The following is a 22,268-nucleotide window of genomic DNA, read 5'->3' on the forward strand; positions in this document are numbered from 1 at the left end:
GTGTCCTTCTATGGCAGAGGTTGAGGGGGTTTCGAGCCGACGTACAGACCGCTCGGTCGCATCCTCAGCGGCCGTTCCCCGTACTCCTCCAGGGTGTGGGCGATCCAGCCCGCCGTGCGGGCCACGGCGAAGATCGTCTCGCCGGCCGTGGAGGGCATCCCGCAGGAGGCGGTGAGCACGGCGAGGGCCAGGTCGACGTTGGCGTGCAGCGGGGTGTGGCGGGCGGTGGTGGCCACCACGTCGCGTGCCGCGGCGAGCGCGGGAGCGGCGTCCGGGATCTCGTCCAGGAGGCCGAACAGGGCACGCGCGCGTGGGTCCTCGCCCGGGTAGAGCCGGTGGCCGAGCCCGGGGATGCGGCGCCCGGCCCGCAGTTCGTCGGCGATCACGGGGGCCGCGTCACCGTGCTCGAGCACGTCGTGCAGCAGCCGGTGGGCGAGCCCGCTGGCCGCTCCGTGCAGCGGGCCCTCCAGCACGCCCAGGCCCGCGGAGACGGCCGCGTAGGCGTGCGCGCGGGCCGAGGCGGCGACCCGCACGGCGAGGGTGGAGGCGGCCAGGTCGTGGTCGACGAGCAGGCCCAGGGCCGTGTCCAGGACGCGCAGGGACGCCTCGTCGGGCTTGCGGCCGCTCAGCCGCGCCCACAGACGCCGGGCCAGCGAGCCCTCGTCGCGGTGGTCCTTGCGCACCGGCGGCAGGGCGGCGACGAGGGTGGGGATGAGGATGCGCGCGGTGCCCAGTACGGCGCTCTCGGACAGGTCGAAGCGCAGCGGGTCCGCGGTCGCGGCGGCGATCGCCGCGACCCGCAACCGGTCGGTGGGCGAGGTGTGTTCGGGCAGGGCGTCGACGGCGCGGCGGGCGACGGCGACGGAGGTGTCGGGGGCGGTGAACGTCGTACCGGCCCGCATCTGCCCGGTCCACAGCCACTCGGCGATCTCTTCGTAGGAGTGGCGCGCGGCGAGCTCGGTCGCGTCGACGCCCCGGAAGTAGTACCGGTCGGTGTCGATGAGCGTGATGCGGGTCCGTACGGACAGCTCGCCCCCGGAGCCCGGACTTCCGCTGCTCTCCCGTCTGTTGCGGCGGGCGAGCGCCTCCACCTCCTTGGCGTCGAAGGTGCTGCCCCGGCCGCCGGGCACACGGCGGCTGCCGAGCTGACCACGGCTCACGTAGGCGTACACGGTCTCGGGCTTCACGCCCAGAAGTTCGGCGGCCTCCTTGGTGCTCAGCCGCCGGTCCTCGTGGTGGGGGACGGGTTCGTGATCGCGCATGAGGTCACCGTATCCGCGTTGAGTGGGCATTGATTCAATCAATATTGACAGAGATTGAGTCAAGAGTGGACAGTCGAATCAAGTTCAGGGAGGAAACATGTCCGTCAACAGGGCCGCAGCCACCCTCGTCGATGTACCCCGAGGGCTCGCGGGCGTCGTCGTCACCGACACCGAGATCGGTGACGTCCGGGGGATCGAGGGCTTCTATCACTACCGCCAGTACTCGGCCGTCGAACTCGCGCAGACCCGCGGCTTCGAGGACGTCTGGCATCTCCTGGTCCACGGTGAACTGCCGGACGCAGCGCGCGCGGCCGCCTTCGCCGCCGAGACCGCCGCCCTGCGCCGGCTGCCCGACGAGGTGCGGGCGGCGCTGCCCGCCGTTGCGGCGGCGAGCGCGATCTCCGGACCGCTCGCCGGGATGCGCACGGCACTGTCGCTGCTCGGCGCGGCCAAGGGCTTCCGGCCGGTGTACGACATCGGCGCGGACGAGCGGTGCCGGGACGCGATCGCTGCGGCCGCCGCCGTACCGACTCTCCTCACCGCGCTGTACCGGCTGGGGCAGGGTCTTGAGCCGGTCGAGCCGCGCGAGGATCTCACCCACGCGGCCAACTACCTCTACATGTTGACGGGTTCGGAGCCGGATCCACGTCAGGCCCGGGCGGTCGAGCAGTACTTGATCTCAACCATTGATCACGGATTCAATGCATCAACCTTTACGGCGCGTGTCATCACCTCGACGGGTGCGGACGTCGCGGCGTGCCTCGTCGGTGCTGTCGGGGCGCTGTCAGGGCCGCTGCACGGCGGTGCGCCCAGCCGTGCGCTGGACACCCTGGATGCGATCGGCGCGCCTGACCGCATCGACCCCTGGATCCGTGAACGGGTTCTCGCCGGCGAGCGGATCATGGGGTTCGGGCATGCGATCTACCGGACCGAGGACCCGCGTTCCCGGATGCTGCGCGAGGTGGCCCAGGGCTTCGGCGGCCCGCGCGTCGAGTTCGCCGTCGAGGTCGAACGTCAAGTCGAGGCGATCCTGGCCGAGTTGAAGCCCGGCCGTGAACTCCACACCAACGTCGAGTTCTACGCGGGAGTGGTCATGGAGCTCTGCGGTCTGCCCCGCGAGATGTTCACACCGACGTTCGCGACGGGGCGGGTGGTGGGGTGGAGCGCCAACATCCTGGAGCAGGCGGAGGACTCGAAGATCATTCGGCCGGTGGCGCGGTATGTGGGGCCGGGGGCGCCGGTGGCGGTGCCCCCGGCGAACTGAACCGTCTCGTTGTGCTTTGGGAGGAGAGGACCTGACATGATGCACGGTCCCGTCAAGCCTGTTATGGAATTTTCACTCACTTGCCGGGGGATACCACGCGCATCATGTGCACCGGAGTCGATATCTTGAACCGGCCCTCTCCCGGGCGCTCCGGCGAACACCCCTGCGCGGAGAGCGCACTCTGACGCACCCCCGACGAATTACCGCGGCTCAGAGGGCACAGTCATCCCTCTGAGTCACAAGGCGGTACACCTCCGTGAAGATCGTGCGACGTGTCGGGGTCCCTCCTCGGGAGCGTGGCAGTACCACAGGGCAAACCTGCCCCGACATCTTCGAGCTCAGCAACGGCGACTTCGCCGTCATCGGGCGCGAGGCGACCGCGGAAATCGACCCCGAGCTCCCGTCGGACGCGGCACGAGCGGACTACGAGCGGATCGTCGTCATCACGCGCGAGACGCTCGTCCGCGCCAAGCGCGACATCCCCGATGTCTGACGTTTCCCTCAGCGGTGGCTGCTCCTGGGCGGTCACCGCATCCTTCGAGGTCCGGTGTCGCAGAACCGGACCCCGAGGTCATGCCGGCTCATCGGGTGGTTCGCCCACGACCCACCACTCGTCCGTGTCGGCGTCGGTCAGATCCTGGATCAGATCGTCCATCATCCGGCCAAGAATGAACTCCTCCGATGTCTCGGGCAGGCTCTTGCGATGATGGCGGGTCGCCTCCCAGTACTCGCGGAACACCTTGTTCTGGCACATCACCCGCAGATGTCCGTACAGCTCCGCCTGGGACAGGGCGCCGATCCGGTAGAAGTGCAGGTTGTTGACGTAGAGCGCGTTGGCGAAGAGGAACTGTCGCTGTTTGTCGATGGGGATCTCGGACTCGTACGTGTCCAGCACCTCGGCCAGGGCGGGATCGGCCATGGCTTTGCAGAGCAGATCGAAGGAGAGCCGGTGCTGTTCGGCCAGAGCGGCCCTCTTGCGGCGTCGTGAGCCCGGCGTGCCGACGGCGGATGTGAACCGCGCCTTCACGGCCGACATCATCCTCCGTATACCTGCACTCTGTGTGGCCATGTCAACCCCCGGATCAGGCGGCCGTTCCGCCGGTCGTCGGGTTGCGGGTCGACTGATGGGGACCGGCGAGCGGTGGGCGGCGCTTGCCGTCTCCCAGGGTGCCGAGCGGCTCTGATCGGCGGGGGAGGCGGAGAGGAGGCGCACGGAAGGAAGTGAGGGTCGCACGCACCGGCGCCTTGCCCAACGTCTGCCCCGCAAATGCTGCTAACAATCGTTCACTTCGCGGTGATTCTTCCGGCTCGTATCCTGGTCCGGCATTCAAACCTCGTACGTGCGCCGGAGCCGCGATCCGGTGCGCGCACCAGCGCGAAAGAGGTCGTACGTTGAGTCAGCCGAGCCCCGGCCATCGGCAGATCCCGGTCGTCGTCCTCGCCGGATTCCTCGGTTCCGGCAAGACCACCCTCCTCAATCACCTCCTCCACCGCAGCGGAGGCAGCCGTATCGGGGCGATCGTCAACGACTTCGGTGCCATCGAGATCGACGCGATGGCCGTCGCGGGTGCCCTCGGAGACTCCACCGTCTCGCTCGGCAACGGCTGTCTGTGCTGTGCGGTCGACGCCAGTGAGCTCGACGTGTACCTGGAGCGGCTCGCCGCGCCTTCCACCGGCATCGACGTCATCGTCATCGAGGCCAGCGGGCTCGCCGAGCCGCAGGAACTGGTGCGGATGGTGCTGGCCAGCGAGCACCCCGGGATCGTCTACGGCGGACTCGTCGAGGTCGTCGACGCCGCCGAGTTCGACGACACGCGCGCCAAGCATCCCGAGGTCGACCGGCATCTCGCCCTGGCCGACCTCGTTGTCGTCAACAAAGTCGACCGGGCCGCCGGCGGTGACCGCGTCCTCGACCTCGTCCGCTCGCTCGTCGACCGTGCCGCCGTCGTGTCCGCCGCCTACGGCCGGATCGACCCCGAGTTCCTCTTCGACTGCCGGCCCAGTGAGGAGCGCATCGGTCAACTCTCCTTCGACGACCTGCACGAACACGGCGAGGACGAGCACGGCGGCCACGGCGGCTACGGCGGCCACACGGACCATCTCCATGCCGCGTACGAGAGCCTCTCCTTCACCTCCGAAGTGCCGCTCGACCCGCGCCGGCTGATGGAGTTCCTGGACAGCCGGCCCGAGGGGCTGTACCGGATCAAGGGGTACGTCGACTTCGGGCGGCACGACGCCCGGAACCGGTACGCCGTCCATGCCGTGGGACGTTTCCTGCGCTTCTACCCCGAGCCGTGGCCCGCGGACGCCGAACGGCTCACGCAACTGGTCCTCATCGGCTCCGGCATCGACACCAAGGCGCTCGGCAAGGAGCTGGAGGTGTGCAGGGCGGATGCCACGCACACCGTCCACGAGCACGCCATGTGGGGCGTCCTGCGCTACGTCCGGGGCTCGGAGGACGAACCCGCCGAGCCCCTCGACAAGATCTAGACGACAGGATCTGGACGACGAGATCTGGACGACGAGATCTAGACCGGCCCCGCCACCACCGACACCGTCTTCGGCAGCGACACCCCCGAACCGTCACGGCGCGGGTCGATCTCCGGCAGCTCCGCCGGCGTGCCGTTCTTCTGCGCCGCAAGGGCCGGTACCGGGCCCGCCCAGGCCAGCGACAGGCAGTCCTCGCCCTTCAGGAACCGCTGGCAGCGGACGCCACCGGTGGCGCGGCCCTTGCGCGGGTACTGGTCGAACGGGGTCAGCTTGGCCGTCGTCTGGACGGAGTCGTCGAGCGTGCCGCGCGAGCCCGCCACCGTGAAGACCACCGCATCCGCCGCCGGGTCCACCGCGGTGAAGGAGATGACCTTCGCGCCGTCCGTGAGCTTGATGCCCGCCATACCGCCCGCGGGACGGCCCTGCGGACGGACCTGCGAGGCCTGGTAGCGCAGCAGTTGCGCGTCGTCCGTGATGAAGACGAGGTCCTCCTCACCGGTGCGCAGCTCGACCGCGCCGACGATCCGGTCGCCGTCCTTGAGCGTGATGACCTCCAGCTCCTCCTTGTTGGACGGGTAGTCGGGCACCACACGCTTGACGACACCCTGTTCCGTGCCGAGCGCCAGGCCCGGCGAGGACTCGTCGAGGGTGATCAGGCAGACCAGCGTCTCGCCGTCCTCCAGGGAGACGAACTCCGACACGGGCGCCCCTCCTGCGAGGTTGGGCGCCGAGACCGTGTCGGGGAGCTGCGGCAGGTCGATGACGTTGATCCGCAGCAGCCGGCCCGCCGACGTGACCGCGCCGATCTCACCGCGCGCGGTCGCCGGGACCGCCGAGACGATCACGTCGTGCTTGACGCGCTTGCCGTCCGCGTCCTGCGGGAACGGCTCGCCGTTCGCCGTACGCGCCAGCAGCCCCGTCGAGGACAGCAGCACCCGGCACGGGTCGTCCGCCACCTGCAGCGGAACGGCGGCCGTCGGGGCGACCGCGCCCGCCTCCAGCAGGACCGTACGCCGGTCGGTGCCGAACTTCTTGGCCACCGCGGCCAGTTCGGTGGAGACCAGCTTGCGCAGCTCGGTGTCCGAGTCGAGGATCCGGGTCAGCTCCTCGATCTCCGCGTTGAGCCGGTCCTTCTCGGACTCCAGCTCGATGCGGTCGTACTTGGTGAGACGGCGCAGCGGCGTGTCGAGGATGTACTGCGTCTGGATCTCGCTCAGCGAGAAGCGCTCCATGAGGCGCTGCTTGGCCTCGGCGGAGTTGTCGCTGGAGCGGATGAGGCGGATGACCTCGTCGATGTCGACGAGCGCCGTGAGCAGACCCTCCACCAGGTGCAGCCGGTCGCGGCGCTTGCCGCGGCGGAACTCGCTGCGGCGGCGCACGACCTCGAAGCGGTGGTCGAGATAGACCTCCAGGAGCTCCTTGAGGCCGAGCGTCAGCGGCTGGCCGTCCACCAGCGCGACGTTGTTGATGCCGAAGGACTCCTCCATCGGCGTCAGCTTGTAGAGCTGCTCCAGGACCGCCTCGGGCACGAAGCCGTTCTTGATCTCGATGACCAGGCGCAGGCCGTGCGCCCGGTCGGTGAGGTCCTTGACGTCGGCGATGCCCTGGATCTTCTTCGAGCCGACCAGGTCCTTGATCTTGGCGATGACCTTCTCCGGGCCGACCGTGAACGGCAGCTCGGTGATCACCAGGCCCTTGCGGCGGGCCGTCACGGTCTCCACCGACACCGTGGCGCGGATCTTGAAGGTGCCGCGGCCCGTCTCGTACGCGTCCCGGATGCCGGCCAGGCCCACGATCCGTCCGCCCGTGGGCAGGTCGGGGCCCGGGACGTACTTCATCAGGGTGTCCAGATCCGCGTTCGGGTGGCGGATCAGATGGCGGGCGGCCGCGATGACCTCGGAGAGGTTGTGCGGCGGCATGTTGGTGGCCATGCCGACCGCGATGCCCGACGCGCCGTTGACCAGCAGGTTCGGGAACGCGGCGGGCAGTGCCACCGGCTCCTGCTCCTGGCCGTCGTAGTTGGGCGCGAAGTCGACCGTGTCCTCGTCGATCGACTCGGTCATCAGGCTCGTCGCCTCGGCCTGCCGGCACTCGGTGTACCGCATGGCGGCCGGCGGGTCGTCGTTGCCGAGCGAGCCGAAGTTGCCGTGGCCGTCGACCAGCGGCACGCGCATGGAGAAGGGCTGGGCCATGCGCACCAGGGCGTCGTAGATGGACGCGTCGCCGTGCGGGTGCAGCTTGCCCATGACCTCGCCGACGACGCGGGCGCACTTCACATAGCCGCGGTCGGGGCGCAGGCCCATCTCGTTCATCTGGTAGACGATGCGGCGGTGCACGGGCTTGAGGCCGTCGCGGGCGTCCGGCAGCGCACGGGAGTAGATGACCGAGTACGCGTACTCGAGGAAGGAGCCCTGCATCTCGTCGACGACGTCGATGTCGAGGATCTTCTCCTCGTACGAGTCGTCGGGCGGCGGGGTCTTCGTGCTTCGGCGGGCCATCGCTGCCGGCTCCTCTTTTCTGGTCGCTCGCCTTCGGGTCGCGCCCCTTCGGCTCACTCTTGCTGAAGCGTGAACGAGATCTGACGCGGACCATTGTGGACCGCGGCACTGACAACGCGGACGACGACCCGACGTCAGCCGTCCCGCCGGGGGTTCACCCGTACGGCACGCGGCCCCCGCCCGCAGGCTACGGGATCTCGCTGTCGGCGTACGACCACCGGGAACTTCACCAGGCCTTCGCGCGCTTGCATACAGTGGCAGGACCGGCAGAAAAACGCGGTTCCGATCAACCGCACCGCGATCGAAGGGACGTACATGCCCATGGGTCACACGGCCACAGACCAGGCAGGCACCGGGGGCCTGACAGCAACGGAGCACCGCCTGGCCAACGGGCTGCGCGTGGTGCTCTCCGAGGACCACCTGACCCCGGTCGCGGCGGTGTGCCTCTGGTACGACGTCGGCTCGCGCCATGAGGTCAAGGGCCGTACCGGACTCGCCCACCTCTTCGAGCACCTGATGTTCCAGGGCTCCGGACAGGTCAAGGGCAACGGCCACTTCGAACTCGTCCAGGGCGCGGGCGGCTCGCTCAACGGCACCACCAGCTTCGAGCGCACCAACTACTTCGAGACCATGCCGGCCCACCAGCTGGAGCTCGCCCTCTGGCTGGAGGCCGACCGCATGGGCTCGCTGCTGGCCGCCCTCGACGACGAGTCGATGGAGAACCAGCGGGACGTCGTCAAGAACGAACGCCGCCAGCGCTACGACAACGTCCCCTACGGCACCGCGTTCGAGAAGCTGACCGCACTCGCCTACCCGGAGGGCCACCCCTACCACCACACCCCGATCGGCTCGATGGCCGACCTGGACGCGGCGACCCTGGAGGACGCGCGCGCGTTCTTCCGGACGTACTACGCGCCGAACAACGCGGTCCTGTCGGTCGTCGGCGACATCGACCCCGAGCAGACGCTCGCCTGGGTCGAGAAGTACTTCGGCTCCATCGCCTCCCACGACGGCAAGCCCGCCCCGCGCGACGGCTCGTTGCCCGACGTCATCGGCGAGCAGCTGCGCGAGGTCGTCGAGGAGGAGGTCCCCGCGCGCGCGTTGATGGCCGCCTACCGGCTTCCGCACGACGGCACGCGCGCGTGCGACGCGGTCGACCTGGCGCTCACCGTCCTCGGCGGCGGCGAGTCCTCCCGCCTCTACAACCGGCTGGTACGCCGGGACCGTACGGCCGTCGCGGCGGGCTTCGGTCTGCTGCGGCTGGCCGGGGCGCCCTCCCTGGGCTGGCTGGACGTGAAGACGTCCGGTGACGTCGAGGTGCCGGTCATCGAGGCCGCGATCGACGAGGAGCTCGCCCGGTTCGCAGCGGAGGGCCCCACGGCCGAGGAAATGGAGCGCGCCCAGGCCCAGTTGGAGCGCGAGTGGCTGGACCGGCTCGGTACCGTCGCGGGCCGCGCCGACGAACTGTGCCGCTACGCCGTCCTGTTCGGCGACCCGCAGCTCGCCCTCACCGCCGTCAACCGCGTCCTGGAGGTCACCGCCGAGGAGGTCCAGGAGGTCGCCAAGGCCCGCCTGCGCCCCGACAACCGCGCGGTGCTCGTCTACGAACCCGTCGCGGGAGACAGCGCCGAGGACGCGGATCCCCCGGAGGACCCCGAGGCCGAAGCCACCGTCGAAGCCGGCGACAAGAACGAGGAGACGGCCAAGTGACCGAGCTCGCCACGATGGAATTCCACCCCCAGCCGCAGGCCGGCGAGGCCAAGCCCTGGGCCTTCCCGGCCCCCGAGCGCGGCACCCTCGACAACGGCCTGACCGTTCTGCGCTGCCACCGCCCCGGCCAGCAGGTCGTCGCGGTCGAGGTCCTCCTGTACGCGCCCCTGGACGCCGAACCGGCCGGCCTGGACGGCGTCGCCACGATCATGGCGCGCGCCTTCTCCGAGGGCACCGACAAGCACACCGCCGAGGAGTTCGCCGCCGAGCTGGAACGGGCCGGCGCCACCCTCGACGCGCACGCCGACCACCCGGGCGTTCGCCTGAGCCTGGAGGTCCCTGCGTCCCGCCTGCCCAAGGCGCTCGGTCTGCTGGCCGACGCCCTCAGGGCGCCCGCGTTCGCGGACAGCGAGGTCGAGCGTCTTGTCACCAACCGCCTCGACGAGATCCCGCACGAGCTGGCCAACCCCTCGCGCCGGGCCGCCAAGGAGCTCTCCAGGACCCTGTTCCCGGCGGACCTGCGCATCTCCCGCCCGCGCCAGGGCACCGAGGACACCGTCCGCAACATCGACTCCGCGGCCGTACGCGCCTTCTACGAGAAGCACGTCCGCCCCGCCACCGGCACCGTCGTGGTCGTCGGCGACCTCACCGGCATCGACCTCGACGAGCTGCTCGGCGACACCCTCGGCTCCTGGACCGGCTCCCCGGCCCAGCAGCGCCCGGTGGCACCGATCACCGCCGACGACACCGGCCGCGTCGTCATCGTGGACCGCCCCGGCGCCGTCCAGACGCAGCTGCTGATCGGCCGGATCGGCGCCGACCGGCACGACCGCGTGTGGCCCGCGCAGGTGCTCGGCACGTACTGCCTCGGCGGCACCCTCACCTCCCGTCTGGACCGCGTCCTGCGCGAGGAGAAGGGCTACACCTACGGCGTCCGGGCGTTCGGCCAGGTCCTGCGCTCCACCCCCGAGGGCACCGGCGTCGCGATGCTCGCCATCAGCGGCTCCGTCGACACCCCGAACACCGGCCCCGCCCTGGACGACCTGTGGACGGTCCTGCGCACCCTCGCCGCGGAGGGGCTCACCGACGACGAGCGTGATGTCGCCGTGCAGAACCTCGTCGGCGTCGCCCCTCTGAAGTACGAGACGGCGGCGGCCGTCGCGAGCACGCTGGCCGACCAGGTCGAGCAGCACCTGCCCGACGACTACCAGGCCACGCTGTACCGGCAGCTCGCCGCGACCGGCACCGTGGAGGCCACCGCGGCGGCCGTCAACGCCTTCCCGGTGGACCGTCTGGTGACGATCCTGGTCGGCGACGCGGCGGCCATCAAGGAGCCCGTCGAGGCCCTCGGCATCGGTGAAGTGACCGTGGTGTCGGCCGAGTAGGGCACGCGCGCGTGGAGGGGCCCTGGTGACTGAAGCGTCACCAGGGCCCCTTAATGTCCGGTTAATGTCTGAATTGAAGGCTGGTTGCCTGTTTGCCCTGTGGGATGCGCTACAAACTGCCTCATCCGTTTGGGGATTGAAAGCGGCCCCGCTTAGCGTCGTCCGGGCTGTCCGTCAGGCACTGCGCCGCATCCGCGGCACCGGACAGTCATCGCCGAGTCCCCGTACGGCGCGAGCCAGGGGAGCCGGGGACCCATCCGTAGTCCCTGGGGTGAATCGGACGCCCGCGCGTGCCGCGAGGGGGTCCGTAGGAGACCTTCCTGCTCCGAACCCGTCAGCTAACCCGGTAGGCGAGAGGGAAGGAAAGGACCAGCCACTACATGGCGTTCACGCGCGCCACCGGGAAGCACCGTGCCCCGAGCCGGATGAAGCGCACCACCGCCCGTGCGGCGGGGGTCGCGGCCCTCACCACCACCGGCGTCATCGGCACCCTCGCCGCCCCGGCCCTCGCCGCGGAGCCCGCGGCCGAGCAGACCGGACTCATCCCGGTCGTCACCATGGGCGACGCGGTCGCCGCCCAGATCGACGCCCAGGCCGAGGCCCAGCAGCAGGCGGCCGTCGAGGCCGCCCAGCAGAAGGCCGAGGAGGAGGCGCGCAAGAAGGCCGCCGCCAAGGCCAAGAAGGAGCGCGAGGCCAAGGAGCGCGCCGCCCGCGCCGCCGCCGAGCGCAAGCGCCTCAACTCCTACGTCGCCCCGATCTCGGGCTCGTACATCTCCACCGGCTACAAGGCCGGCGGCGCTGTCTGGTCCTCCGGCAGCCACACCGGCGTCGACTTCCACGCGGCCAGCGGCACCTCCGTCCGCGCGGTCGGCTCCGGCACCGTCGTCGAGGCGGGCTGGGGCGGCTCGTACGGCAACAACATCGTGATCAAGATGAACGACGGCACGTACACCCAGTACGGCCACCTGTCGTCCATCGGCGTCTCGGTCGGCCAGACCGTCACCCCGGGCCAGCAGATCGGCCTGTCGGGCGCGACCGGCAACGTCACCGGCGCGCACCTGCACTTCGAGTGCCGGACGACCGCCGAGTACGGCTCGGACATCGACCCCGTCGCCTACCTGCGCTCGCATGGCGTGAACGTCTGACGACGGACCGCAAGATCTCCTGAAACCCCGGCTCATCGAGCCGGGGTTTCGCCGTTTTGGTCGCCCTGCTGTCCAAAAAATATCCATGGATTCCGGTCCGCCATCGGAAATTCGCGCTCTTTGCAATAGAGTCACTGAACACACGTCAATCGTCGACGTTTCACGGGGATTAAAGCGGAGGTCGGTCATGCGTATTCCGGCGCACTCGGTATGCACCGCGATCAGGGACGACATCGTCGCCGGTGTCTACGAGCGCGGCAGCCGCCTCACCGAGGAACTCCTCGCCCGCCGCTACGGCGTCTCCCGTGTCCCCGTCCGGGAGGCCCTGCGCACCCTGGAGGCCGAGGGCTTCGTGGTGACGCGGCGGCACGCGGGCGCGTGCGTGGCCGAACCGACCGAGCAGGAGGCCGCCGACCTGCTGGAGATGCGGATGCTCCTGGAGCCCCTCGGTGCCTCCCGGGCCGCCCAGCGGCGCACGGAGGCCCATCTAAAGGTCCTGCGCGGGCTCGTCAGACTGGGCCAGGAGCGGGCCAGGAGGGGCAACAGCGAGGATCTGCGCTCCCTGGGCAGCTGGTTCCACGAGACGCTGGCCCAGGCCTCCGGCAGCCCCGCGCTGGCCTCCATGCTGACCCAGCTGCGCCACAAGATTGCCTGGATGTACGCGGTGGACGCGCCCGCCAACCCCGTCGAGTCCTGGGCGGAGCACGGCGCGATCGTGGACGCGGTGGCGCGCGGCGACGGCGAACGCGCGCGTGCCGTCACGGCTCTCCACACGGAGCGTTCCACCATCGCGCACCGGCTCCGATTCGCCGGCGCCGGAGATCGGCCGGAGCGTGTGAGGAACTCGCAACATCCCGTAAACATGCCGAGCCTGCGGCATTAACACGGGAGCCGTATACAAAGAGAGAGTAATTCGCAGGGCATTATTTCTGCTGCCCGCGGACGGGAAAAGGAAAGGGCCCGCCCGATAAACTCGGACGAGCCCTTCAGTGGTGCCGTGATCCATCCGGATCCGGTAAATCAGACGGTCTCGGGAAGCTCCTCGAGACCCTCGGAGACCAGCTTCGCCAGTCGGTCGAGGGCGGCGTCCGCGCCCTCGGCGTCGGAGGCGAGGACGATCTCCTCGCCACCCTGGGCGCCCAGGCCCAGAACCGCCAGCATGGAGGCCGCGTTGACGGGGTTGCCGTCGGCCTTGGCGATCGTCACGGGGATACCGGAGGCCGTGGTGGCCCGGACGAAGATGGAAGCGGGGCGGGCGTGAAGACCCTCGGCCCAGCCGACGTTGACGCGGCGCTCAGCCATGTGATGCTGCCCTTCGGTGTTCAGGGTTGTCTAGACCAGTTTCCCACACGTGAAGTGTCTCCGGAGCGGTCCCTTGGTCCCGTCCGGGGTGAGTCGTCGGACCGCGGCCTCGGTCCGACTTCCGTCCTCTTGAGATGGTCGTGCGTTCTCCACAGACTGCCTCGCGCCGTTGTCGTACGCGAGCCGTAATCTGGGGCCCATGCAGACCTCGCCGGACCGGCACGAGTACCCCGCACACTGGGAAGCCGACGTGGTGCTGCGCGACGGCGGCACCGCGCGCATCCGCCCCATCACCGTTGATGACGCCGAGCGCCTGGTCAGCTTCTACGAGCAGGTGTCGGACGAGTCGAAGTACTACCGCTTCTTCGCGCCCTACCCTCGCCTGTCCGCCAAGGACGTCCACCGCTTCACGCACCACGACTTTGTGGACCGGGTGGGACTCGCCGCCACGGTCGGAGGCGAGTTCATCGCCACCGTACGCTACGACCGCATCGGCACCGACGGGATGCCCGCGTCCGCACCCGCCGACGAGGCCGAGGTCGCCTTCCTCGTCCAGGACGCCCACCAGGGCCGGGGCGTCGCCTCCGCCCTCCTCGAACACATCGGCGCCGTCGCCCGCGAGCGCGGCATCCGCCGCTTCGCCGCCGAGGTGCTGCCCGCCAACAACAAGATGATCAAGGTGTTCACGGACGCCGGATACACCCAGAAGCGCAGCTTCGAGGACGGCGTCGTACGCCTGGAGTTCGACCTCGAACCCACCGACCGTTCCCTCGCCGTGCAGTACGCGCGCGAGCAGCGCGCCGAGGCGCGGTCCGTGCAGCGGCTGCTCACCCCCGGCTCGGTCGCCGTGATCGGCGTCGGCCGCACCCCTGGCGGTGTGGGCCGCAGCATCCTCGGCAACATCCGGGACGCGGGCTTCACGGGCCGCCTGTACGCCGTGAACAGGGCCTTCCCGGACAAGGAGCTCGACGGTGTCCCCGCCTACCGCTCGGTACGGGACGTCGAAGGGCCCGTCGACCTGGCCGTCGTCACCGTCCCCGCCGAACACGTCCCCCAGGTCGTCACCGAGTGCGGCGAGCACGGCGTGCAGGGACTCGTCGTGATCTCCGCCGGGTACGCCGAGAGCGGCCCCGAAGGACGCGAGCGCCAGCGCGAACTCGTACGGCACGCGCGCGCGTACGGCATGCGGATCATCGGGCCCAACGCCTTCGGGATCATCAACACCAACCCCGGCGTACGGCTCAACGCCTCCCTGGCCAACGAGACGCCCCGCCCCGGCCGCATCGGCCTGTTCGCCCAGTCCGGCGCCATCGGCATCGCCCTGTTGTCCCGGCTGCACCGGCGCGGCGGCGGCGTCACCGGCACCACGGGCGTCTCCACCTTCGTCTCCTCCGGCAACCGCGCGGACGTCTCCGGCAACGACGTCCTGCAGTACTGGTACGACGACCCGGACACCGACGTCGTACTGATGTACCTGGAGTCGATCGGCAACCCGCGCAAGTTCACCCGCCTCGCCCGCCGCACCGCGGCCGCCAAGCCACTGGTGGTGGTCCAGAGCGCCGGCTCCGCACCCCAGGGGCATGCCGTACGGGCCACGCGGCTGCCGCACTCGACGGTCTCCGCGCTGCTCGGGCAGGCCGGCGTGATCCGCGTGAACACCATCACCGAGCTGGTCGACACAGGTCTGCTGCTCGCCCGCCAGCCCCTCCCGGGCGGCCCGCGGGTGGCGATCCTCGGGAACTCCGAGTCCCTGGGCCTGCTGACGTACGACGCGTGCCTCTCCGAAGGACTCCGGCCGCTGACCCCGCTGGACCTGACGACGGCAGCCACGCCCGCGGACTTCCACACGGCCCTCTCGCGCGCGTTGGCCGACGACACCTGCGACGCGGTCGTCGTGACCGCGATCCCCACCGTCGGAGAGGGCTCCGCGGGGGACGCCGCGCTCGCCGAGGCGCTCAGGTCGGCGGCCGAGCAGGTGCCGGGCAAGCCGGTGCTGGTGGTCCATGTCGAGCTGGGCGGCCTCGCCGAGGCACTGTCCGCCGCGACCAGCACCGCACCCCAGGCCGCGATCCCGAGCGCCTCGCACCCCTTCCGCGCCCTGGACCGCCTCGCCGCCAAGCCGGCCGAGGAGACATCCCGCAACTGCTCCCGCCTCATCCCCGCCTACCCCGCCGCCGAACGTGCCGTCCGCGCCCTCGGCGAAGCCGTGAAGTACGCCCAGTGGCGCCGCGACGCCGCCGAGCCCGGCAAGATACCCGAGTCCATCGACGCGGCCATCGACGAGAAGGGCGCCGCCGAACTGATCGACGGCCTCCTCGCGCGCGGCCAGGGCCTCACCCTCGGCGCCGAGGAGACCTGCGAGCTCCTCGCCAAGTACGGCGTCCAGGTCCACCGCTCCCTGCCCGCACCCACCCCCGACGAAGCCGCCCGGGCCGCAGGCACCCTCGGCTACCCCGTCGCCCTCAAGGCCACCGCGCCGCACCTCAGGCACCGCGCCGACCTGGGCGGCGTACGGCTCGATCTCGCCGACGAGGAACAACTGCGACGGGCCTACGCCGAGTTGGCGGAGCTGTTCGGGACGCCCGAGGAGCTGCGCCCGGTCGTGCAGCGGATGGCGCCACGCGGCGTGGACACCGTCGTACGGGCCGTCATCGACCCCGCGGCCGGTGCCGTGCTCTCCTTCGGGCTCGCCGGGGCCGCCTCACAGCTGCTCGAGGACGTCGCCCACCGGCTGATTCCGGTCACCGACCGCGAGGCGACCTCGCTGGTCCGGTCGATCCGGACGGCACCGCTCCTCTTTGGCTGGAGAGGTTCGGCGCCGGTCGACACCGCCGCGCTCGAAGAGCTGCTCCTGAGGGTGTCCCGCCTCGTCGACGACCATCCCGAGGTCGTCGCGGTGACCCTGGAACCGGTCGTCGTCGCCCCGCACGGCCTGAGCGTCCTCGGCGCTTCCGTACGCCTCGCGCCCCCGCCCGCCCGCGACGACCTCGGCCCGCGGACGCTGCCCGCGTACTGAGAACACCTCTGAGCGGTGCCTCGCAGTCAGTGGTCCCCCGTAGGATGGGGCTCATGGCCAAGACCAGTACGACGACCCAGGGGCTGCGGGCGGCGATCGAACGCAGCGGCTACTACCCGGCACTCGTGGCCGAGGCGGTGGAGGCCGCTGTGGGCGGCGACTCCATCCGGTCGTACCTGGTCCACCAGGAGACGACGTTCGACCAGAACGAGGTGCGGCGGCACGTGACCGTACTCGTCCTCACCGGCAACCGTTTCATCGTCAGCCACACCGACGAACAGGCCGCGGACAGCACCTCCCCGACGCCGTACGCCACGACGTCCACGGAGTCCGTGAAGCTCGGCCGGATCTCGTCGGTCGTGCTCAGCCGGGTGGTCGCCAATCCGGAGCAGTACCAGCCGGGCACCCTGCCCCGTGAGGTCGTCCTGACCATCGGCTGGGGCGCCGTCTCCCGTATCGACCTGGAGCCGGCCGCCTGCGGTGACCCCAACTGCGAGGCCGACCACGGCTACACGGGCAACTCGACCGCCGACGACCTCAGCCTGCGCGTCAGCGAGGCCGGCGACGGCCCGGAGACGGTCCGCCAGGCCCTCGCCTTCGCCCAGGCCCTCTCCGAGGCGACCGCGGACGTCACCCGCTGATGTCCCAGCCCACCACCTGGGACCCTCACCCCGAACCCCTGGCCGTCGACTCCGCGCCGCTGCCCGAATACGGCAGCGGCTCGCTCGCCGATCTCCTGCCGACGCTGGCCGCCGGCATGGACGTACCCGGCATGACCGCCACGATCACCGAGCTGACCCCCGCCGACCGGAACTGCGTGTTCCTGATCGACGGGCTCGGCTGGGAGCAGCTCAAGGCCCACCCGGGCGAGGCGCCCTTCCTGGCCTCCCTGCTGGCGAGCTCGCGCGGCGGCACCGGCCGCCCGCTGACCACCGGCTACCCGGCGACCACCGCGACCTCCCTCGCCTCCGTCGGCACCGGGCTGCCGCCGGGCGCGCACGGACTGCCCGGCTACACCGTGCGCAACCCCGACACCGGCGAGCTGATGAACCAGCTGCGCTGGCAGCCGTGGACGCAGCCGCACGTGTGGCAGCCGTACCCCACCGTCTTCCGACTCGCCCATGACGCGGGTGTGCACGCGGCGCAGGTGTCGTCGCCGACCTTCGAGAACACCCCGCTGACGAAGGTCGCGCTGAGCGGGGGCAGGTTCCTGGGCCGGCTGTCGGGCGAGGACCGCATGGACCTGGCCGCCGAGCAGCTGGCCGCCGGCGACCGTTCGCTGGTCTACACGTACTACGCCGAGCTCGACGGCGCCGGGCACCGCTTCGGCGTCGACTCCGACACCTGGCGCGGCCAGCTGATGCACGTGGACCGCCTGGTGCAACGCCTCGCGGAGCAACTGCCGCCGCGCAGCGCGCTCTACGTCACCGCCGACCACGGCATGATCGACGTCCCCTTCGACGAGCAGCACCGCATCGACTTCGACGAGGACTGGGAGCTGCGGGCAGGGGTGGCCCTGCTGGGCGGCGAGGGCCGGGCGCGGCACGTCTACGCGGTGCCGGGCGCCGAGAACGACGTACTGACCTGCTGGCGCGAGGTGCTCGGTGAGCAGTTCTGGGTGGCCTCGCGGGACGAGGCGATCGCGGCCGGCTGGTTCGGGCCGAGGGTCGACGAGCGGGTGTACGCGCGGCTCGGCGACGTCGTCGCGGCCGCGCGGGACGACGTCCTCATCATCGCGTCCGAGCGGGAACCGAAGGAGTCGGCGATGGTTGGCAACCACGGTTCGATGACCCCTGCGGAGCAGCTGGTTCCGCTGCTCGAAGTACGCTCCTGAAGTCCTGCCCGCCCGTGGATCCTCTCCGACCCCCGTTGCCGAAAGGTGCTCAACTCTCCATGCCCGAGCTGGTGTTCTTCTCCGGAACCATGGACTGCGGGAAGTCGACCCTGGCTCTCCAGATCGAGCACAACCGCTCCGCGCGGGGCTTGCAGGGCATGATCTTCACCCGCGACGACCGCGCCGGCGAGGGCAAGCTGTCCTCCCGCCTCGGCCTGGTCACGGACGCCGTGGAGGTCGAGGACGGCCAGGACCTCTACGCCTACCTGGTCGAGCACCTCTCCCAGGGCGGCCGTGCGGACTACGTCATCGCCGACGAGGCCCAGTTCCTCGCGCCGGAACAGATCGACCAGCTGGCTCGCGTGGTGGACGACCTGGGCCTGGACGTCTACGCCTTCGGCATCACGACGGACTTCCGCAGCAAGCTCTTCCCCGGCTCCCAGCGCCTGGTCGAACTGGCCGACAGAGTAGAGGTGTTGCAGGTCGAGGCCCTCTGCTGGTGCGGCGCCCGAGCGACCCACAACGCCCGCACGATAGGGGGCGAGATGGTGGTCGAGGGCGCACAGGTCGTGGTCGGCGACGTCAACCAGGCGGAGGCGATCGGCTACGAGGTCCTGTGCCGCCGCCACCACCGCCGCCGGATGACAGCGGCAACGGCCCGAGCGGCGACCTTGTCACCGGACGTGCTGCCGGTGCCGTAGGTCCGAGCTGCCTCCGCCGTCAGTTCGGCCCCTGCACCACCGAGAACCTCGCCCCCTCCGGGTCCGACACCGTCGCCACACGGCCGTGGGGCGTGTCGTGGGACGGTTTGAGGATGTGGCCGCCCAGGGATGCGACGTGGGTGAGGGTCTTGTCGGTGTCGGAGACCTGGAAGTAGGTCGTCCAGTGGGGGCCGCGGTCGCGGGGGAGGGCGGTGCCGACGCCGTGGATGCCGGCCACCGGGTGGCCTGCGAGGTGGAGGGTCACGTAGTCGAAGTCCTCGGAGAGGGCGGGTTCTTCCTCGTAGCCGAAGACCGTTTCGTAGAACTTGGAGACGCCGGCCGACTCGAAGGTCAGCAGTTCGTGCCAGGCGGGGGTGCCTGGGATGCCCGAGATGCCGGTGCCCCGGTGGGCGCCTGCCTGCCAGATGCCGAAGACGGCGCCGGACGGGTCCGAGCCGATGGCCAGGCGGCCCGCCTCGTCCGCGTCGAGGGGCCCCACTCCGATCGTGCCCCCGCACAGGCGGACCGTCTCCGCGGTCAGGTCGACGTCGTCCGAGGCGAGGTAGGGCGTCCAGGCAACGGGGAGATGGCGGTCGGGGGGCAGTTGGCCGATGCCGGCCACCTCCTGGCCGTCGAGCAGGGCGCGTACGTACGGGCCCAGCTGCTGCGGGCCGGGTTGGAATTCCCAACCGAACAGCTCGCCGTAGAAGTCCTGAGTCGTGGTCAGTCCGTGCACCATCAGGCTCACCCAGCAGGGCGTGCCGGGCGTGTTCCGAGTGTGCGTCTTGCCGGTCATCGTCACTCTCTCCTCGACCCCTCGCGGCGGCCGTGTCGCCACCGCGCTCCGGAACCCCGTGCCGATGCTCGCACCACCCGTGGTGCGGCGCGCTCCGGGCGCGCCGCGACTCCGTGGCCCATGTCCGCAGAATGCCCGGTGTGCGGGTTCCCGTCCGTTTCTGCGCGATTGCCGACGGGTGTCGATCGGCTGTACAGCATGTGCCCGATCCCGTACGCCTCGTGATCGGAGCTGTCCGGCGGAGCAGAGTAGCCGGACACGGGCGATGCGGCCACCCCGTGCGCAAGGATGGTGGCCATGAACCCCATCATCTCCGCATCCGAACTCGCGAGCGAACTTGCGGGTGGCAACCCGCCTGTACTGCTCGATGTCCGCTGGCAGTTGAGCGTGGCCAAGGCGGCCGGTGAGCCGCCTTTCGACGGCCGGGCCGAGTACGCGGCAGGGCACATCCCCGGCGCGGTCTTCATCGACCTGGACAGGGAACTTGCCTCCGCCGCCGGTTCGCGTGGCCGGCATCCTCTCCCCGACGTCGCGGAGTTCGGCGCGGTGATGCGGCGGGCGGGTGTGTCGTCCTCGCGACCGGTCGTCGTGTACGACGGGGGGCAGGGGTGGGCGGCCGCCCGCGCGTGGTGGTTGCTGCGCTGGACAGGTCACCCGGACGTGCGGGTCCTCGACGGCGGGTTGCCGGCGTGGGAGGGGGTGCTGCAGTCGTCCGTGCCCGGGCCCGCGCTCGCCGAGGGCGACTTCGAACCGGCGCCGGGGGCGGTGGGATTGCTCGACGCGGACTCGGCGGCTGCGCTGGCCCGGTCGGGGGTGCTGTTCGACGCGCGGGCGGGGGAGCGGTATCGGGGGGAGGTCGAGCCGATCGATCGGGTCGGGGGTCACATTCCGGGGGCCGTGTCCGCGCCCACGAACGAGAACGTGGGGGACGACGGGCGGTTCCTGCCCGCGGAGGAGTTGGGCGCGCGGTTCAAGGCGCTCGGAGTGACCGACGATTCCGAGGTCGGTGTGTACTGCGGGTCGGGTGTCTCGGGTGCGCACGAAGTGCTGGCGCTGGCGGTGGCGGGGATTCCGGCGGCTCTGTACGTCGGTTCGTGGTCGGAGTGGTCCTCGGATCCGTCTCGACCGGTGGCCGTGGGGCCGGATCCGCAGTAGCCCTGGGCGGGGCTGGGCTGGGGTGGGTCACGCGACCCGGCGCTGCCGGGGTGCCTCCCCCAGAGGGGGGACCCCCAGCGCCCATTCGTGCCGCCCCAGGCGGCACGAATGCCCGCAGGCTACGTGAGTGGGTTTGTTGGGCCAGCTGACGTTCCACCTGCGCCCGGCCCCAAACCAGAGGGCCCGCCGCCGGTAATCCGGCGCGGGCCCTCACCCACCGTACGGCCCTCTTCGTGGCCGTGCGGTCGGTTACTCCTGCTTCTTTCGGCGTGTGCCGAAGACGATCTCGTCCCAGCTCGGGACCGCTGCTCGGCGGCCCGGGCGGACGCCGTCCGCTTCGGCCTGGCGGTCGGTGGAGCCGATGAGGCGGTCGCGGTGGCTGCCGACGGAGCGGGGCATGAGGACGTCCGCGTAGGCGGAGCCGGCCGAGGCCGCCGGGGCGGGGGGTTCCTCCTCGACCGGTTCGGCGACCGGCTCCTCCGCCGGCGGCGCGGGTTCCGAGGGGCGCTCCGGGACGACGAGGTCGCCCCGGAAGCTCGGGACCGCCTCCAGCAGGCTGGTCAGCGAGTCGCGCTCGGCCGTGGCCTCCTCGGCCGACTCCGGTGCCGGCGCGGGCAGGCTCGGCCGCTCGCGGTCGAGGGAACGGTCCAGCGGACGGTCGCGCGGCAGCCGCGCGATCCGCGGGACGAACGGAAAGCTGGGCTCCGGCGCGGCGAGGTCGTCGGACTCGCCGATCAGCGAGCGCGCCTCCTCGTCGACGGCCTGGACGAGCCGCCGGGGCGGGTCGTACGTCCAGCTCGCGGAGTGCGGTTCGCCCGCGACGAGGTAGACCAGCAGGACTTCCCAGGTGCCGTCGTCGCGGCGCCACGAGTCCCACTGGACAGTGTCCTTCTCGGCGCCGCGCAGCAGCAGTCGCTCCTGGACGGCCTCGCCGAGCTGGGGACCCGCGTTCTCACCGGGCCGGCGGACGGGTGTCTTGCGGGCCCGCTCGGCCATGAACGCGCGCTCGGCGAGGACGGGGCCCTCGAAGCGGCGGACACGGTCGACGGGGATGCCGGCCATCTGCGCGACCTCTTCGGCCGACGCACCGGCGCGTATACGTGCCTGAATGTCGCGGGGGCGGAGATGACTCTCCACCTCGATCTCGATCTGGCCGAGGCGGGGACGGTCGCCGCGTACGGCGGCGCGCAGACGCTCGTCAATCGGAAGCGTGTACTCCGTGCTGTCCGCAGCCTTCAGCACCAGCCGTGTGCCGTCATTCGAGACGGCCACGACACGCAGTTCGGGCATGGGGACCTCCCGGGTGGTGCCTGCCGACGTCACGTGCGTCGCTGCTTCCGCTAGTCGAGTGTGGCCTGCCCGGGTGCAGCCTGCCACAACCTTGCCGAGTTGCCCGGCGTGTCGGGCCGGGGCCCTGGATCGCCGTTATGGCACGGTTATCTATTCGCAACGCTAAGTGACCAACTCCGTCACCCTGTGCAACTAGCCCCCTCCAGGGGGCCCTTGAGGTCATGGACGCCCAGGCGGGAGACCGGACCCAGGGCTCGCAACAGTACTCCATTTGGGCCACGTGCGTGGATTGGCGCGCCGCCCAACTTCTCGCAAGAGATGAGACTTGGCCGTCCCTCGCGCGGATTTGCGGATCTTGAACGTGGCGTACTTCACGGAATCACCAGAAACGGAACGATTGGTTTCGTTCGTACGTCCTTT

The 22,268-nt window shown here is 70.7% G+C and carries 18 protein-coding genes and 1 riboswitch; of the genes, 12 read left to right on the forward strand and 6 right to left on the reverse strand.

Annotated features, from left to right (window positions below):
• Positions 1-8: 8 nt before the first annotated feature.
• Positions 9-1,262 (reverse strand): citrate synthase, encoded by a 1,254-nt coding sequence (locus tag PH203_RS05360; RefSeq protein WP_289916833.1) that lies wholly within the window; start codon positions 1,260-1,262, stop codon positions 9-11.
• Positions 1,263-1,359: 97 nt separating this feature from the next.
• On the opposite strand from PH203_RS05360, the gene PH203_RS05365 reads away from it, so the two are divergent.
• Together PH203_RS05365 and PH203_RS05370 are read left to right on the forward strand one after the other, a co-directional pair.
• Positions 1,360-2,526: a citrate synthase/methylcitrate synthase gene (locus tag PH203_RS05365; protein ID WP_289916834.1), complete on the forward strand. Its 1,167-nt coding sequence runs from the start codon at positions 1,360-1,362 to the stop codon at positions 2,524-2,526.
• 256 nt (positions 2,527-2,782) lie between these two features.
• Positions 2,783-3,019 (forward strand): hypothetical protein, encoded by a 237-nt coding sequence (locus tag PH203_RS05370; protein ID WP_289916836.1) that lies wholly within the window; start codon positions 2,783-2,785, stop codon positions 3,017-3,019.
• Between the two features lie 78 nt (positions 3,020-3,097).
• On the opposite strand, the gene PH203_RS05375 is transcribed toward PH203_RS05370, so the two are convergent.
• Complete coding sequence (locus tag PH203_RS05375; protein ID WP_289916838.1) at positions 3,098-3,595, reverse strand: DUF6082 family protein; 498 nt, start codon at positions 3,593-3,595, stop codon at positions 3,098-3,100.
• A 323-nt stretch (positions 3,596-3,918) separates the two neighbouring features.
• On the opposite strand from PH203_RS05375, the gene PH203_RS05380 reads away from it, so the two are divergent.
• Positions 3,919-5,016, forward strand: coding sequence for a GTP-binding protein (locus tag PH203_RS05380; RefSeq protein ID WP_289916840.1), 1,098 nt, complete (start codon positions 3,919-3,921; stop codon positions 5,014-5,016).
• 38 nt (positions 5,017-5,054) lie between these two features.
• Here PH203_RS05380 and PH203_RS05385 read toward each other — a convergent pair whose 3' ends face one another.
• The gene (locus PH203_RS05385) at positions 5,055-7,514 is read right to left on the reverse strand and encodes a DNA topoisomerase IV subunit A (protein WP_289916842.1); all 2,460 of its coding nucleotides are present in this window, start codon (positions 7,512-7,514) and stop codon (positions 5,055-5,057) included.
• A gap of 315 nt (positions 7,515-7,829) precedes the next feature.
• Between PH203_RS05385 and PH203_RS05390 the strand changes: the two genes are divergently transcribed.
• The 4 genes from PH203_RS05390 to PH203_RS05405 all read left to right on the forward strand — a co-directional run bounded on the left by PH203_RS05390 (position 7,830) and on the right by PH203_RS05405 (position 12,637).
• Positions 7,830-9,224 carry a pitrilysin family protein gene (locus PH203_RS05390; RefSeq protein WP_289916843.1) on the forward strand — a complete coding sequence of 465 codons (1,395 nt, stop codon included), beginning with the start codon at positions 7,830-7,832 and terminating at the stop codon, positions 9,222-9,224.
• Positions 9,221-10,609: a pitrilysin family protein gene (locus PH203_RS05395; protein WP_289916846.1), complete on the forward strand. Its 1,389-nt coding sequence runs from the start codon at positions 9,221-9,223 to the stop codon at positions 10,607-10,609. The genes PH203_RS05390 and PH203_RS05395 overlap by 4 nt, the downstream gene beginning before the upstream one ends.
• Before the next feature lie 202 nt (positions 10,610-10,811).
• A riboswitch (cyclic di-AMP (ydaO/yuaA leader) is annotated at positions 10,812-10,977 on the forward strand.
• A gap of 12 nt (positions 10,978-10,989) precedes the next feature.
• Positions 10,990-11,754, forward strand: coding sequence for a M23 family metallopeptidase (locus PH203_RS05400; protein WP_289916848.1), 765 nt, complete (start codon positions 10,990-10,992; stop codon positions 11,752-11,754).
• 187 nt (positions 11,755-11,941) lie between these two features.
• Complete coding sequence (locus PH203_RS05405; protein WP_289916850.1) at positions 11,942-12,637, forward strand: GntR family transcriptional regulator; 696 nt, start codon at positions 11,942-11,944, stop codon at positions 12,635-12,637.
• A gap of 137 nt (positions 12,638-12,774) precedes the next feature.
• Here PH203_RS05405 and PH203_RS05410 read toward each other — a convergent pair whose 3' ends face one another.
• Entirely contained in the window at positions 12,775-13,056 is a 282-nt protein-coding gene (locus PH203_RS05410; protein ID WP_059198592.1) for an HPr family phosphocarrier protein, read from the reverse strand.
• A gap of 199 nt (positions 13,057-13,255) precedes the next feature.
• Between PH203_RS05410 and PH203_RS05415 the strand changes: the two genes are divergently transcribed.
• From PH203_RS05415 to PH203_RS05430, 4 genes are read left to right on the forward strand one after another with little or no spacing between them, the layout of a single operon-like run.
• Positions 13,256-16,072: a bifunctional GNAT family N-acetyltransferase/acetate--CoA ligase family protein gene (locus PH203_RS05415; RefSeq protein WP_289916854.1), complete on the forward strand. Its 2,817-nt coding sequence runs from the start codon at positions 13,256-13,258 to the stop codon at positions 16,070-16,072.
• Positions 16,073-16,125: 53 nt separating this feature from the next.
• On the forward strand, positions 16,126-16,713 hold the full coding sequence (locus PH203_RS05420) for a DUF5998 family protein (protein ID WP_289916857.1): 588 nt from the start codon (positions 16,126-16,128) through the stop codon (positions 16,711-16,713).
• Complete coding sequence (locus tag PH203_RS05425; protein WP_289916859.1) at positions 16,713-17,906, forward strand: nucleotide pyrophosphatase/phosphodiesterase family protein; 1,194 nt, start codon at positions 16,713-16,715, stop codon at positions 17,904-17,906. The genes PH203_RS05420 and PH203_RS05425 overlap by 1 nt, the downstream gene beginning before the upstream one ends.
• A gap of 59 nt (positions 17,907-17,965) precedes the next feature.
• On the forward strand, positions 17,966-18,607 hold the full coding sequence (locus PH203_RS05430) for a thymidine kinase (protein ID WP_289916861.1): 642 nt from the start codon (positions 17,966-17,968) through the stop codon (positions 18,605-18,607).
• A gap of 19 nt (positions 18,608-18,626) precedes the next feature.
• Here the strand turns inward: PH203_RS05430 and PH203_RS05435 are convergent, their stop codons facing one another.
• Positions 18,627-19,403 carry a VOC family protein gene (locus PH203_RS05435; RefSeq protein ID WP_289916863.1) on the reverse strand — a complete coding sequence of 259 codons (777 nt, stop codon included), beginning with the start codon at positions 19,401-19,403 and terminating at the stop codon, positions 18,627-18,629.
• A 297-nt stretch (positions 19,404-19,700) separates the two neighbouring features.
• On the opposite strand from PH203_RS05435, the gene PH203_RS05440 reads away from it, so the two are divergent.
• Positions 19,701-20,558 carry a sulfurtransferase gene (locus tag PH203_RS05440; RefSeq protein WP_289916865.1) on the forward strand — a complete coding sequence of 286 codons (858 nt, stop codon included), beginning with the start codon at positions 19,701-19,703 and terminating at the stop codon, positions 20,556-20,558.
• 249 nt (positions 20,559-20,807) lie between these two features.
• Here PH203_RS05440 and sepH read toward each other — a convergent pair whose 3' ends face one another.
• Complete coding sequence (sepH, locus tag PH203_RS05445; RefSeq protein ID WP_289916867.1) at positions 20,808-21,848, reverse strand: septation protein SepH; 1,041 nt, start codon at positions 21,846-21,848, stop codon at positions 20,808-20,810.
• Positions 21,849-22,268: the final 420 nt, after the last annotated feature.

Source organism: Streptomyces sp. S.PB5 (genome assembly GCF_030403745.1).
Lineage (GTDB): Bacteria > Actinomycetota > Actinomycetes > Streptomycetales > Streptomycetaceae > Streptomyces.

Excerpts from the sequence above, each read along its gene's own strand:
- PH203_RS05360 (WP_289916833.1), bottom strand. The coding sequence starts at position 1,262 with ATGCGCGATCACGAACCCGTCCCCCACCACGAGGACCGGCGGCTGAGC.
- PH203_RS05365 (WP_289916834.1), top strand. The coding sequence starts at position 1,360 with ATGTCCGTCAACAGGGCCGCAGCCACCCTCGTCGATGTACCCCGAGGG.
- PH203_RS05375 (WP_289916838.1), bottom strand. The coding sequence starts at position 3,595 with ATGGCCACACAGAGTGCAGGTATACGGAGGATGATGTCGGCCGTGAAG.
- PH203_RS05385 (WP_289916842.1), bottom strand. The coding sequence starts at position 7,514 with ATGGCCCGCCGAAGCACGAAGACCCCGCCGCCCGACGACTCGTACGAG.
- PH203_RS05390 (WP_289916843.1), top strand. The coding sequence starts at position 7,830 with ATGCCCATGGGTCACACGGCCACAGACCAGGCAGGCACCGGGGGCCTG.
- PH203_RS05400 (WP_289916848.1), top strand. The coding sequence starts at position 10,990 with ATGGCGTTCACGCGCGCCACCGGGAAGCACCGTGCCCCGAGCCGGATG.
- PH203_RS05405 (WP_289916850.1), top strand. The coding sequence starts at position 11,942 with ATGCGTATTCCGGCGCACTCGGTATGCACCGCGATCAGGGACGACATC.
- PH203_RS05410 (WP_059198592.1), bottom strand. The coding sequence starts at position 13,056 with ATGGCTGAGCGCCGCGTCAACGTCGGCTGGGCCGAGGGTCTTCACGCC.
- PH203_RS05415 (WP_289916854.1), top strand. The coding sequence starts at position 13,256 with ATGCAGACCTCGCCGGACCGGCACGAGTACCCCGCACACTGGGAAGCC.
- PH203_RS05420 (WP_289916857.1), top strand. The coding sequence starts at position 16,126 with ATGGCCAAGACCAGTACGACGACCCAGGGGCTGCGGGCGGCGATCGAA.
- PH203_RS05425 (WP_289916859.1), top strand. The coding sequence starts at position 16,713 with ATGTCCCAGCCCACCACCTGGGACCCTCACCCCGAACCCCTGGCCGTC.
- PH203_RS05430 (WP_289916861.1), top strand. The coding sequence starts at position 17,966 with ATGCCCGAGCTGGTGTTCTTCTCCGGAACCATGGACTGCGGGAAGTCG.
- PH203_RS05435 (WP_289916863.1), bottom strand. The coding sequence starts at position 19,403 with ATGACCGGCAAGACGCACACTCGGAACACGCCCGGCACGCCCTGCTGG.
- PH203_RS05440 (WP_289916865.1), top strand. The coding sequence starts at position 19,701 with ATGAACCCCATCATCTCCGCATCCGAACTCGCGAGCGAACTTGCGGGT.
- sepH (WP_289916867.1), bottom strand. The coding sequence starts at position 21,848 with ATGCCCGAACTGCGTGTCGTGGCCGTCTCGAATGACGGCACACGGCTG.